Origin of the sequence: uncultured Thiothrix sp., assembly GCF_937873765.1 — a bacterium.
In the GTDB taxonomy this organism is placed as follows: Bacteria; Pseudomonadota; Gammaproteobacteria; order Thiotrichales; family Thiotrichaceae; genus Thiolinea.
On the sequence record NZ_CALMZC010000038.1, the window covers coordinates 127,282 to 140,061 of the forward strand.

The window sequence follows — 12,780 nt, forward strand, 5'->3', positions numbered from 1 at the left end:
ACATGACTCCTAATTTTACGATGGCAGTTTTTGCCCGCGCTTATGACGCACCTTTGACAGGACAGTTTCGCCTGCAGCCTGAAGACTTTATTGTTAATGAACAGATTGACATTGACTTGTCGGGACAAGGCGAGCATTTATGGCTACAGGTGCGCAAAACCGGTGCGAATACCGACTGGGTGGCAGGTCAGCTTGCGCGTTGTGCGCAGGTGCCCGCTAGTGAGGTTGGCTATGCTGGTTTAAAGGATCGACATGCGGTCACCACTCAGTGGTTTAGTGTGCAATTGCCCGGTAAAGCCGACCCCAGTTTTGGCGATTTGCCGCCAGAGATCGAAATCCTGCAACAGCAACGCCATGACAAAAAATTGCGCCGTGGTGCCTTGCTAAGTAATGAGTTTATTCTGACCTTACGGAATTGCTCAGGTGATTTTGCAGCGGCTGCCACGATTTGTGCTGAGATCAGTCAGCGTGGCTTACCGAATTATTACGGTGAACAGCGCTTTGGACATAATATGGGCAATTTAACCAAAGCCCAACGCTGGTTTGAAGGTAACTTCACGCCCAAACTACGCAATCAACGCAGTCTTTACCTATCAGCTGCGCGTTCATGGATTTTTAACCATGTCCTCTCCACACGTATTCAGCAGCAGACTTGGGATCAGCGGGTAACCGGTGATGTATTTATGTTTGAAGGTGGTAGCGCTTGGTTCGTGGATGATACGAGTCCTGAATTAGCCACACGTTTAGCCGCTTTAGATTTGCATCCAACCGGTGTGTTGTGGGGACGCGGTGAACTAGCTAGTCAAGGTGCTGTGCGTGAGTTGGAGCTAGAGCAAGCCGCGCTATTTCCTATTTTCTGCACAGGCTTAGAAAAGCAAGGGCTTAAACAAGAGCGCCGTGCTTTGCGTATCAAAGTAACTAATTTGGAGTTTAAGCCATTAGATGCAACTACCCTCCATCTTAGTTTTAGTTTGCCTGCGGGGGCTTATGCGACGGTTTTACTAGAACAATTAGGTCAATTCAGCACGGCAGATAAAATTAATTAAATTCGACAACTAATGTTTATCACGATAAGAACTTAATAAAAGTGTAATAGTATTACTCTTAAATTCTGGTTAGAAAGGATGCAGAAAAGTATTAACCTTGCTGCATTTTAAGTGACACTTCTCAGTTATTGTGGGTTCAATCTCACATTAGCTGGCGTAGTGGGTGTATTGTTTTCAGCAGCAACAGAACTTGCTGGAGTTTCTGCTGACGCTGCTTGTTGTGCTTCAATATGTGCTTGGATTTCTGGAGTAGCTAACACTTGACGCAATTGCTCTTCTTGGTCTTTAGCTAAGGAGGTTTGAATAATCCGACCTTGGAAACCTTTTAGACCTTCTAAAACTTTATCGGTGGTTGCACGTCGCACTAATACAAATAGCATTGCTTGACCGGATTGCATAGCATTACCAAGGTCTTTCATGAAATTGTCATCAATCCCAATATCACTCAAAGCACCAGTTAGTGCTCCTGTCCCCGCACCCACGGCAGCGCCTAATAAGGGATTTAAAAACAGCATACCAATCAACATTCCCCAAAAAGTACCGCCCACAGCACCTGCAGCCGTTAAATTGACAGCCTGATGTAATTTAATTTTGCCATCGGCACTTTTAGTGACAACTACTGCATCTTCCATTTCAATTAAATAATCTTTTTGCATGGAGACAAGCTTTTCGCGCATCGCAAAAGCTGATTTTTCGTCATCAAAAGCAACAGCTACTAAGCTACTCATAGAAATCTCCTGAAGATAGGGGGTAATAGATAAAGACACGCAAACATGTGCTGTACTAGTGATTTAGTATGCTTTTTGTATTTTGTAAATAGCACTATGCAGGGTTTTTTAAAATTAAATTACTATTTAAGTATTTGTCCTAAAGTCTCTAATAAAAACTCAACTTGTTGCTGGGTATGCGCAGCGGATAACGTAATTCTTAAGCGTGCTGTATTAGTAGGTACGGTTGGTGGGCGAATCGCTGTGATTAAAACACCGCGCTGTTCTAACTGCTGGCTGATAGCGAGTGCTTTAGCGTTTTCGCCCACTAAAATCGGCTGAATAGCAGTCTGTGAGGCCATTAAATCTAAGCCTAATTGTGCAGCCCCTTTACGAAAAATTTGGATAAGATCTTGCAAATGCTCACGTCGCCAAGTTTCTGTTTGGACGATTTTCAGGCTAGCTAAAGTAGCAGCAGCCATTGCTGGTGGTTGTGCGGTGGTATAGATATAGGGGCGGGCAGTTTGAATTAAAAACTCAATCAGCTCAGTGCTACCTGCGACAAAAGCGCCCGCAGTACCTAAGGCCTTTCCTAATGTACCCATTAGGATGGCATCTGCTTGGCCTAAGTGTTCTGCTTCGAGTAAACCAGCTCCTGTTGGTCCTAATACTCCAAACCCATGGGCATCATCCACAATTAGCCAAGCATCGTGAGCATGGGCTAAAGTAGCTAATGCTTTAACGGGTGCCGTATCACCATCCATGCTAAACACACCATCAGTCACAATGATTTTTTGACCGCTAGTTTGTGCTGCTAAGCGTTTACTCAGATGTTCAGTATTATTGTGTGCGTAGCGGATCAGTTTTGCGCCGGATAACAAGGCAGCATCTAAGAGCGAAGCATGATTCAGGCGATCTTGATAAACCGTATCATGGCGCTCAGCTAATGCATTAGTAAGGCCCAGATTCGCCATATAGCCTGTCGAAAATAGTAAGGCACGTTCACGCTGAGTAAACTCAGCTAAAGCCTCTTCAAGCTGTTGATGCAAGCGCGAATGCCCGTTCACTAAATGCGCAGCACCGCTGCCCACTCCGTATTGATCAGCCGCTTGCTGCAAGGCTCGAATGATTGCAGGGTGATTAGCTAAACCTAAATAGTCATTGCTGCAAAAGGTCAGCATGCTTTTACCATTCACTTGCATGCTTGGCTGTTGAGGACTTTCGGTAATGCGGGGGCGGCGATAGAGATGCTGAGTTTGACGCTCAACGAGTAGCTGACGGAGGCGCGTATATTTATTCATGCTATATTATAGCGCTTAACCTAAAAAAGGCACTGTGTGTGCCTTTTAAATCATGAGCTAAAAACTAAAACTTTAGTTTTTCTTAATATAGAAAGTATATTCGCCATTATTTTCTGAGCTAGCCACTAGTTCATTGCCAGTTTGTTTGGCATAAGCTTCCATATCCTTGACAGAGCCGGGATCAGTTGCGACTATTTTTAAGACATCACCAGCAGCCATACTAGTCATGGCTTTTTTGGTGCGCAGAATGGGTAAAGGGCAATTCAAGCCACGGGCATCCAACTCTGTGTTGAAATCGGTCATTTTCCTCTCCTGATTTCGATTAAGATGATCGGTAAAGCACTATATAATATCTCGCTAATATAGCAGTAATATCGCTTTATCGCTATATATTTGTATACTAATATACTTACGGAGACAAGGGGCATACATGCTAGCGCAGTCGATTCGTTTCACCAAAATGCATGGTTTAGGTAATGATTTCGCAGTGTTTGATGCGATCAATCAAGCCTTGGAGTTTGATACTGCTTTAGTGAAGTTTCTTGCTGATCGACATGAGGGGATTGGCTTTGATCAGCTCTTGATTGTGGAGTCGTATGCAGGTAATGATGCTGATTTCCGCTACCGGATTTTTAATGCTGATGGTAGTGAGGTCGAGCATTGTGGGAATGGAGCACGCTGTTTTGCACGTTTTGTTTACGAACAAGGTCTAACGCAGAAGACTAGCATTCCAGTTATGACCGAATCTGGACGGATTGTCTTAGATTTAACCGCAGATGGGCAGGTTACCGTTAATATGGGCATACCTCGGTTAGAGCCTGCTGAAATTCCATTCATTTTCCAACAGCGCCAAATACTCTATACTGTGGAAATAGGGCAAGATTCTGTGCAGTTAGCAGCAGTGTCAATGGGCAATCCACACGCTGTGCTACAAGTCATAGACACGGAAACAGCACCGGTCGAATCCTTAGGAGCAATTTTAGAATCCCATCCTCTGTTTCCAAAGCGCGTTAATGTCGGATTTATGCAAGTGCTAGATGCTGATCACATTCGGTTGCGCGTTTTCGAGCGGGGAGTTGGTGAAACTCGAGCCTGTGGAACAGGTGCTTGTGCGGCTGTGGTAGCAGGACGTTTACAAGGCCTATTGGCTGACCAAGTACAGGTGGAGTTGCCCGGTGGACGTTTGCAAATTTCATGGCAAGGCGAAGGACAGCCCGTTTATATGACCGGGCCTGCAACGACCGTTTATACAGGTACAGTGACAGTATGAGCATTCCATTAAAACAACAGGAAATAACTGCTGAGCAGGTGGCTGCTTATCTCCGAGCAAACACTGATTTTTTTCTCGAACAAGGCGATCTCTTAGATGGCTTGTTTATCCCACATCGCCACACCGGTGAGGCCATCTCTTTATTAGAGCACTTAGTGCAACGCCAACGTGATCGGCAAGCGCAACTCTCGCGTCAAATGGAAGACATGCTGCGAGCTGCGCGTGAAAGTGAACGGGTGGTAGTAAGTTTGCATCATTTGGCTTTAGAACTAATGAGCTGTGATAGTCTCGATGATGTCGTTGCGACCTGTCGCGATTTAATGTGTTCTGAGTTTGAGGCAGATAGTGTCATCTTGCGCCTCATTGGCCGTGGTCAATCCGGTGACAGCAGTTTGCATTTTATTGATCCCGATGATCGCGCTTTAAAACAGATGGCAGGTCTATTCCAGAAGCGTCAACCGGTCTGTGGACGCTTACGTCCTAAGCAGCAAATTTTCCTGTTCGGAGAGGAAAATACGGCGATTAAATCAGCCGTACTGATTCCTTTATTTGAAGCGCGCAATATTGGCGTCTTAGCTTTAGGTAGTGAGCATGAAGATCGCTTCCATCCGGGCATGGGGACTTTATTTATTAGCCAATTGGGTGATCTGGTATCGCGAGCCTTATCCTTGCATTTAGAAGCTTGGGTTGACCCATCACTCGAATCCAGTCATTCTTAGTACATGGATCTACAGGTATTCGAGCGTTATCAACATTATCTGCAGAGCGAAAAACGCTATTCGCCCTTAACTTTGTCTGCCTACCAGCAAGACTTAGGTGATTTTGTTAAATGGCTGGAACAGCTTAAACAAGCACCTGCAGTCATTCAAGTTAAAGCTTTTCATATTCGTGATTGGATAAGTGCTTTGCGGCGGCGCGGACTCGAAGGTCGTAGCTTGCAACGCAAACTATCTTCCCTACGTCGCTTTTACCAGTTTCTCCTGCGCGAAGGCTTAGTTAATTCGAATCCTTGTTTTGATGTTCCCGTTCCAAAACCCCCCCCCCATTTACCCGAAATCCTAAATGCGGATCAACTGGAGTATTTGCTGGACACACACCCTGAAGGTGCATTGGAGTTGCGTGATTGCGCGATAATGGAACTATTTTATTCTTCAGGGGTGCGCTTAGCGGAGTTGGTAGGTTTGAATGTGAATCATCTCGATTTAAACCAAGGTATGATGCGTGTGCGTGGTAAGGGTGACAAAGAACGCGATGTACCGATTGGGCAACAGGCTGTTAAGGCTTTAAGAGCTTGGCTAAGTGTGCGTTCTGATTTATGTGATAGTGACGAGCAAGCTTTATTCGTGAGCCAACAACGGCGACGCATTAGTATGCGTAATGTGCAAGCTCGATTGATTTACTGGCAGGAAAAGCGTGGTCTAGCGCAGCGTTTGCATCCCCATAAATTGCGGCATTCTTGTGCCAGTCATTTATTGGAGTCTTCTAGTGATTTACGCGCTGTGCAAGAGTTGCTGGGTCATGTCAATATTGGCACAACCCAGATTTATACCCATTTAGATTTTCAGCGTCTGGCGGCGGTATATGATAAAGCGCATCCGCGCGCGCATAAAAAGCCCTAACTGATTGAGTTCTAAGGGTTAGGAGGCATCATTTTTGGCGCCTCATAGAACACATAATCCGTTGAGTAGTCGCTAATTTCAAAATATACATAACTTTCATTATTATCCGCTACACCATTGAGGTTAGCATCTAGATAGCCATTGCCAAAACGGTAAGGACGATCTGCGCTAGAATTTGTGCCTGTGGCAGTACTTAATTTATCGATTTTAACAAAGCGTCTCATCAATTTACCGCCACTATAGACTTCTAGCACACCATTGGTGCCTGTCCAGTTATTAATGGCTCGCCCAATTTGGTTTTGAGTTTCTTGGGTGCAGCCCACCATTAACAAGCTAGCAGCAGACAGGGTTAGCAGTGCTTTACTGATACTTCGCATATCTAGACTCTTGGGTTATTTGGAAAGTATCAGTTTAGCAGTTCTTATTGATACCCCAAAATTCGCGCCATTCTTAAGTCGTTTTTATCCATCGCGATATCAATCGGCGTCTTTTGACCCGCATCGCTGGTTTGGACACGGGGGTTAGCACCGGCTTGAATTAAATAATTGGCAACATTCGCATGGCCAAAACGTACTGCATGATGCAAAGCAGTCCATCCGTTACTAGTGCGAGCGTTGATGCTAACTCCACGCTTTGCTAGGAAATCAATAATTTGCATATGACCACGGGCTGCTGCAGCATGAATGGCTGTCTCACCATAGCGCGTAGTAATTCGCGGATTAGCTCCTTGGCTGATGAGATCCATGACCATACCTAAATTGCCAGCTAAAGCTGATAGCCATAACTTCTCATCTAAATCACGTTGACTCATTTGCGGCACTGGCGTTTTATCGACTGCAACGGTAGGGGTTGAGCTAGCTGCATTCGGTAAGGTTGAGCTGGCGTTAGCATTTGGACTAGCGTTATAGCTATAACTAGAGCGCATTACTGTGGCAGGAGCAGTAGCTACAGCGGGCTTAACAATCACAGGGGCAGATGGAGCTGGGGATATAGTAATAGGTGCAGGAGCTGGTGTAGGGGCAGCCGCCACTGCTTTAGCCGCTGACGCTACTGTGGGTGCATTGGATGACCAAACATCAGCAGGCTCAGCAAAAGCGGTGCCCACTGAGGCGGTAACTAAGAGCGCTGTTACCGAAAAGCGCAGATGTGTAGTTTTCATAGTTTTCTTACATGTATATTTGATAATGGGTTAGGAAATGACGTGCGGTACGTCCACTGTATCCCCCCCGATCGTTTGCAAAACTTAAAGCTTCCTCGTGCAAAGCACTGCGATCAATGGGCTTGCCTTTAAAGAGTTGGTCAATAATTGCTAGATAAATCTCTTTATCCATCGCCTCAAAAGAAAGTGATAAACCAAACCAACCTGCTAAGGAGTAATCATCCTCTGCCTCGCGGTGAATTAAACTGGAGTGTAAATCCCGATTAAAATTAGCAGCCATCTGTGCGGGCAATAAACCACGGTGACTTGAAGTAGCATAAATCAATACATTGGGTGGCGGTGTTTCGAGTGCTCCCTCCATAGCAATTTTCAGTAAACGGTAATCGGATTGGCCTCTTTCAAACGTCAAATCATCACAATAAAGGATAAAATGATGATGATGCTCACGCAGGTCATCAATAATATCTGGAAGTAAATGTAGGTCTGTTTTGGGTATCTCAATAATCCTCAAACCATAGCTGTGGTAGCGAGTCAGTAAAGTTTTGATTAAGGCTGTTTTACCGACTCCTTGTGCTCCCCATAGCAGCGTATGACTTGAAGGCTTGCCGCGCATAAAATTCTCGGTATTTTTGTATAGCAAGGCTTTTTGCTCATCAATGCCCAGCAGGCTATCCGGTGCGATTAGCTCGACCTGAGTAATTGGCTTGAGAAAATGCCGATTTGATCGCCACACAGCCGCAATCGTCGAGCGCCAATCTATGCCTGTTTTACCAAATGCCATACCTTCTCCTTAACAGGAACACCACCCCATCATTCCAAAGTTTAGTCGTTAATGTAAAAACTTGCCGTTAAAAGGTTTTTAGTATTTTTAAAATGAGAGGGGGCATCTTAATTCATACTAAAATTGGGGCAACTTAGGGTACAGAACACTCAATGTTTCAAGTTGTAGAACCTGCTTACGACATGATTGAATGAATCTACGCTTAATTTGTTCGCACATTAACAATTTTGTAGCTTTTCCGCAAAAGTTTATATTACCTGTATTTATATGAACGAATGAATCTGTATAAACGTTGACATTGAGCAAATAGGAGGAAAGTCTTGGACGAACTAGAGAAAAATCAGCGGCATAAAGAGCGTATGCAACGTAAGAAAGCTGCAATTGATGCGAGCATTGCTCAAGCTAACCAAGAAAAAGGTGTGTTAGTGTTGCTTACAGGCAACGGTAAAGGTAAATCTAGCTCAGCTTTTGGAATGGTAGCTCGCGCACTTGGGCATGGTATGAAAGTAGGTGTCGCTCAATTTATTAAAAGTAGAACGGATACGGGTGAGGAGGCCTTTTTCAGTAAACAAAATAATGTGGAATGGCATGTTTTAGGGGATGGCTTTACTTGGGATACCCAAGATCGTGCTCAAGACATTGCCACCTCCGAGCGGGGCTGGCGGATTGCAGAAAAAATGCTAGCTGACCCAAGCTATAATTTAGTGGTCTTAGATGAGATCACCTATTTAATAAACTATAAATATCTGGATGCAGAGCGGGTATACGATGCTTTAGAACATCGCCCGTTCATGCAACATGTGGTGGTAACAGGGCGTGCTGCTTCCGCTGAATTACGTGATTTAGCGGATACGGTGTCTGAAATCAACGATGAAAAACATGCATATCGCGCGGGGGTGCAAGCCCAAAAGGGTGTGGATTTATAAGCTCAGCGCAATTCCGATTAGCCAAGCCGCTTCCCCGAACTCAACACAAGCACCGGCTGTATCTCCTGTACAGCCGCCTAAACGCTGTAGCATTAAACGGCGTAGTAACCAAAAGCTAATCAAGACTAGGATCAAACCTTGCCAAGCGAGTAGACCGGCTATTCCAATCACCAAAAGTACCAGCCAAAAAGCTGGCTTCTCCGGCAAATGTTTTACTGCAGCACTGGCCAAGCCACTAGCGCGTACATAGTCAGTCGTGAGAAATAATAGTAAGACAAAATTACGCCCTAGTACGGGTGTAAATACAATCAGCCAGCTCAGTTGATGCTTAATCAGTACCGTCAAAGCTGCGAATTTAAGTAAGAGCACTGCAACCAAGGCAATCGCACCGGCTGCACCGACTAAAGGATCTTTCAGGATACGGTGGGTTTTTTCTACATCCCCCAAGCCACCTAGCCAAGCATCAGCACCATCAGCCACGCCATCAAGATGTAAACCCCCGGTGATGGCTGCCCAAAGGGCGGTGACTATCGCAGCCAAAACTAAAGCATCCGCTTGAGGGAACAACCAAATAGGCAAGCATAAGATCAGTCCGATGATTAAACCGACTAAGGGGTAAAATAAAGTCGAGCGCCCAAAATCAGGGTCTGCTAACTTAGGTACAGTGGGTATGGGAATACGTGTCAGCAGTGAAACAGCCAAAAAGAAAGCGGTGGTAAATGGCTTCAAGATAGTAAGCGCTCCAAACCTAATCCACACACGCTGCTGCGGCCATCTGCATACACTCGAAATCTTACCGCTTGCCCATAGCCTAATTCAAAGCGCAAAGTTTGGGCATAATTAATCCCCAAACTCTGAGCCAACAAGACACGAATGACTCCACCATGGGTCATCAGTAATATCTGTTTACCTGCATAACGCTGAATGAGCTCATCCCAAACCGCAGTAACGCGCTGAATAAAAGCGGGCATACTTTCCCCTTGTGGTGAGGTAAAACTTAGCGGGTCAGACCAGAGTTGTTGTAGACCGACTTGATCTGTTTCCCAGATAGTTTGGCTAGTTTTACCGATCCAAGTCCCAAAGTTCATTTCTTGAATACGAGGTTCTATTTGTAAGGGGATAGCTGACTGACTACTAAAGTGCTCAGCAAATTGCGCACAACGTAGGCTGGGTGAACTGAGGATTTGATCCGGCCTATACCTCTCAGTAGCAGTCGAGAGTTGTTGCCAACCTTCTGCGCTTAAAGGTTCAGTAGACGGTGCACAAAACAAATTTGGGGTTAAGACTCGCCCATGCCGAAGTATATCAATTTGCGTTACAGTCATTACAATTTGCCAGCCACGGCAGCTTCCGCAAAAGTCGCCATTTGATTATGCAGTAGGCACGCTTGTTGTAAAAGAGGTACTGCAATCGCGGCCCCACTGCCTTCACCTAAGCGTAAATTCAAATCCAATAAAGGCTGCAAACCTAAGTTGGCAATGGCTTGTTTGTGTCCGCGTTCTGCGGAGGCATGCGAGAGCAACAGCCAGTCTTTCAGCGCGGGTTGTACTTGCAAGGCAACTACTGCGGCGGCGGTCGTAATGAAGCCATCCAATAAAATGGGTAAGCCCAATTGCCCCGCACGGAGGTAAGCGCCGGTTAACGCAGCAATTTCAAAGCCACCCGCACAGCGCAACCAAGCCAAGGCATCATCTGCGCAAGCCGCATGGCGTTGTAGAATGCGTGCAATCACTTGAGTTTTATGTGCAATCCCTGCTGAATCCAAACCTGTACCAGCACCCGTCATGGTATTTGGGCTAAGCTTCAGTAAAGCACAGTAAAGGACTGTAGCGGGCGTTGTATTACCAATGCCCATTTCGCCACCGATGAATAAATCTGCACCGCTGGCATACGCGCGTTCGGTAGCCTCATAACCTGCTTGTAACGCTAATTGTAGTTGCGCTGGAGTCATCGCTTCAGTTTGGGCGCTATTCGCTGTACCTGCACCAGCCCGTTGAATCACTAATCCCTTTCGAGCAGGCAAGGGTTTAAGAATACCCGTATCGATAATTTCTAAGTGAGCCTGCAAGGACTTTGCGAGCACGCTAATCGCTGCACCACCCTGCAAAAAGTTCGTGACCATTTGCTGAGTGACTGCTGGTGGGAAGGCAGACACACCCTCTGCGACGACGCCATGATCACTGGCAAAAATACTGATATGCACGTGTTCAATACTAGGCTGCTCACGGGCTTGCAAACCTGCTAAGCGAATAGCGAGTGTTTCTAAGTCCCCTAAAGCTTGCGGTGGTTTGGTGAGTTGGGTTTGGCGAAGGCTTGCCAATTCAGCTATTGCTTGATTTGGGGTAACACACGGTGCGCTCAGCCAGTCCATAAGCTATCCTAGTGGGAGTAAATCCGGCATGTTGGCATGCTTGCTGCGGTGAAAGCAATGCCCTGTTGAATCTGCGTTTTAGTGCAAAAAGTTTTGTTATAGTTGCCTGTTAATTTTTGGGATTGAGGAGTGGGAATGCCAACGCTGATGATTCAGGGTTGTACCTCGGATGCTGGGAAAAGCACCTTAGTGGCTGGTTTATGTCGAGCCTTTAAACGGCGTGGACTGAAGGTCGCTCCTTTTAAACCGCAGAATATGGCTTTAAATAGCGCAGTCACAGCAGATGGCGGCGAAATTGGCCGTGCCCAAGCCTTGCAAGCCCAAGCGGCGGGTATTGCTCCGACCGTGCATATGAATCCCATTTTACTCAAGCCCAATACTGATACTGGTGCGCAAGTCATTTTGCAAGGTAAAGCACTCGTGAATTTAGAGGCTTTGGCTTACCACTTATATAAGCCTAAAGCGGCTGAGGTGGTGTTCGATTCCTATCAACGTTTAGTAGATGAATATCCATACATTTTAGTTGAAGGTGCAGGTAGTCCGGCCGAGATTAATTTACGTGAAGGTGATATTGCTAACATGGGCTTTGCGGAAGAGGCGGATTGCCCTGTCCTCTTAATTGCCGATATTGATCGTGGCGGTGTGTTTGCCCACTTAGTAGGCACTCTGAATTTATTGTCTGCAACCGAACAAGCACGCATTAAAGGTTTTGTAATCAATCGGTTTCGAGGCGATATTGGCTTACTAAAAGGCGGCTTAGATTGGCTAGAACAGCATACTGGTAAACCAGTTTTAGGCGTTTTGCCCTATTTACACGGTTTGCATTTAGATGCTGAGGATGCTTTACCCGAGCAACACAGCTCTAAAGCACGCTTTTGTGTTATTGTGCCGGTTTTGCCGCATATTAGTAATCATACTGATTTCGAGCCGCTACGCTTACACCCACAAATTGATTTTCGCTATATCAGACATCATGAGACCATTCCAGCCGCTGATTTAATGATTCTTCCGGGGAGTAAAAACACCGGTTTTGATTTGAAATGGCTGAAATCCCAAGGCTGGGAAGCCGCTATTCAAAAACATCTGCGTTATGGCGGTAAGCTCATTGGGATTTGTGGTGGCTTACAAATGCTAGGCACAGGGATTTATGACCCACATGGGATTGAGGGCGCTGAGCCCTATCATCAAGCCTTAGGTTTATTGGAACTTGAAACCGTTTTGCATCCACAAAAGCAATTGATCAATCATCAAGGGGCTTTGGCTTTTGACCCAAACATTAAGTTGCAAGGCTATGAAATTCACTGCGGCATGAGTGTGGGCAAGGCTTTAGATCAACCTGCTACTTACTTAGACGGTGAGCCTGACGGCGCTCTTTCTAAGGATGGGCAAATCTTCGCAAGCTATTTACATGGACTATTTGATCCCCCCGCTGCGCTAACGGCGCTATTAACTTGGGCGGGTTTACGTGTCGAGCAAGTAGTGGATATTAAGGCGATTCGTGAGCAGCAATTAGAACGCTTAGCCGATACCCTAGAGCAAGATTTGCAGATTGAGCGCATTCTCGCTTTAATGCAGTAAGTGATGTATTAGCGTGGAGGGA

The 12,780-nt window shown here is 45.8% G+C and carries 15 protein-coding genes; 6 read left to right on the forward strand and 9 right to left on the reverse strand.

The genetic code is table 11. The features are described 5' to 3' along the window. The first annotated feature begins 2 nt into the window (after positions 1-2). Positions 3-1,046 (forward strand): tRNA pseudouridine(13) synthase TruD, encoded by a 1,044-nt coding sequence (gene truD, locus Q0307_RS10860; RefSeq protein ID WP_298660426.1) that lies wholly within the window; start codon positions 3-5, stop codon positions 1,044-1,046. 125 nt (positions 1,047-1,171) lie between these two features. On the opposite strand, the gene Q0307_RS10865 is transcribed toward truD, so the two are convergent. The 3 genes from Q0307_RS10865 to Q0307_RS10875 form a co-directional block, all read right to left on the reverse strand. Further along, a complete protein-coding gene (locus tag Q0307_RS10865) occupies positions 1,172-1,774 on the reverse strand; it encodes a DUF1269 domain-containing protein (RefSeq protein WP_298660428.1) in 603 nt (200 codons plus the stop codon). A 122-nt stretch (positions 1,775-1,896) separates the two neighbouring features. Next, positions 1,897-3,054, reverse strand: a complete 1,158-nt coding sequence (bioF, locus tag Q0307_RS10870) for an 8-amino-7-oxononanoate synthase (RefSeq protein WP_298660430.1) — start codon at positions 3,052-3,054, stop codon at positions 1,897-1,899. 72 nt (positions 3,055-3,126) lie between these two features. Continuing rightward, complete coding sequence (locus tag Q0307_RS10875) at positions 3,127-3,357, reverse strand: sulfurtransferase TusA family protein (RefSeq protein WP_298613515.1); 231 nt, start codon at positions 3,355-3,357, stop codon at positions 3,127-3,129. Between the two features lie 127 nt (positions 3,358-3,484). On the opposite strand from Q0307_RS10875, the gene dapF reads away from it, so the two are divergent. Genes dapF through xerC form a run of 3 tightly spaced genes read left to right on the forward strand, consistent with a single transcriptional unit; the run spans position 3,485 to position 5,943 of the window. Continuing rightward, positions 3,485-4,324 (forward strand): diaminopimelate epimerase, encoded by an 840-nt coding sequence (gene dapF / locus Q0307_RS10880; protein ID WP_366936776.1) that lies wholly within the window; start codon positions 3,485-3,487, stop codon positions 4,322-4,324. Beyond that, entirely contained in the window at positions 4,321-5,043 is a 723-nt protein-coding gene (locus Q0307_RS10885; RefSeq protein WP_298660432.1) for a DUF484 family protein, read from the forward strand. Before dapF ends, Q0307_RS10885 begins: the two co-directional genes overlap by 4 nt. Positions 5,044-5,046: 3 nt before the next feature. Beyond that, entirely contained in the window at positions 5,047-5,943 is an 897-nt protein-coding gene (xerC, locus tag Q0307_RS10890) for a tyrosine recombinase XerC (RefSeq protein ID WP_298660434.1), read from the forward strand. An 11-nt stretch (positions 5,944-5,954) separates the two neighbouring features. Here xerC and Q0307_RS10895 read toward each other — a convergent pair whose 3' ends face one another. Genes Q0307_RS10895 through Q0307_RS10905 form a run of 3 tightly spaced genes read right to left on the reverse strand, consistent with a single transcriptional unit; the run spans position 5,955 to position 7,883 of the window. Further along, positions 5,955-6,320 (reverse strand): hypothetical protein, encoded by a 366-nt coding sequence (locus Q0307_RS10895; RefSeq protein ID WP_298660436.1) that lies wholly within the window; start codon positions 6,318-6,320, stop codon positions 5,955-5,957. A gap of 44 nt (positions 6,321-6,364) precedes the next feature. Next, positions 6,365-7,102, reverse strand: a complete 738-nt coding sequence (locus Q0307_RS10900) for an ankyrin repeat domain-containing protein (protein ID WP_298660438.1) — start codon at positions 7,100-7,102, stop codon at positions 6,365-6,367. A gap of 7 nt (positions 7,103-7,109) precedes the next feature. Next, positions 7,110-7,883, reverse strand: coding sequence for a DUF815 domain-containing protein (locus Q0307_RS10905; protein ID WP_298660440.1), 774 nt, complete (start codon positions 7,881-7,883; stop codon positions 7,110-7,112). Between the two features lie 320 nt (positions 7,884-8,203). Between Q0307_RS10905 and cobO the strand changes: the two genes are divergently transcribed. Beyond that, positions 8,204-8,809, forward strand: a complete 606-nt coding sequence (gene cobO, locus Q0307_RS10910; protein WP_298660442.1) for a cob(I)yrinic acid a,c-diamide adenosyltransferase — start codon at positions 8,204-8,206, stop codon at positions 8,807-8,809. Here cobO and Q0307_RS10915 read toward each other — a convergent pair. From Q0307_RS10915 to cobT, 3 genes are read right to left on the reverse strand one after another with little or no spacing between them, the layout of a single operon-like run. Continuing rightward, positions 8,804-9,538 carry an adenosylcobinamide-GDP ribazoletransferase gene (locus tag Q0307_RS10915; RefSeq protein ID WP_298660444.1) on the reverse strand — a complete coding sequence of 245 codons (735 nt, stop codon included), beginning with the start codon at positions 9,536-9,538 and terminating at the stop codon, positions 8,804-8,806. The two genes, cobO and Q0307_RS10915, sit on opposite strands and share 6 nt — an antisense overlap. Beyond that, complete coding sequence (locus tag Q0307_RS10920; protein WP_298660445.1) at positions 9,535-10,134, reverse strand: histidine phosphatase family protein; 600 nt, start codon at positions 10,132-10,134, stop codon at positions 9,535-9,537. Before Q0307_RS10920 ends, Q0307_RS10915 begins: the two co-directional genes overlap by 4 nt. Continuing rightward, entirely contained in the window at positions 10,134-11,180 is a 1,047-nt protein-coding gene (gene cobT / locus Q0307_RS10925) for a nicotinate-nucleotide--dimethylbenzimidazole phosphoribosyltransferase (protein WP_298660446.1), read from the reverse strand. Before cobT ends, Q0307_RS10920 begins: the two co-directional genes overlap by 1 nt. A gap of 135 nt (positions 11,181-11,315) precedes the next feature. Between cobT and Q0307_RS10930 the strand changes: the two genes are divergently transcribed. Continuing rightward, complete coding sequence (locus Q0307_RS10930; RefSeq protein WP_298660448.1) at positions 11,316-12,758, forward strand: cobyric acid synthase; 1,443 nt, start codon at positions 11,316-11,318, stop codon at positions 12,756-12,758. Positions 12,759-12,780 lie beyond the last annotated feature (22 nt).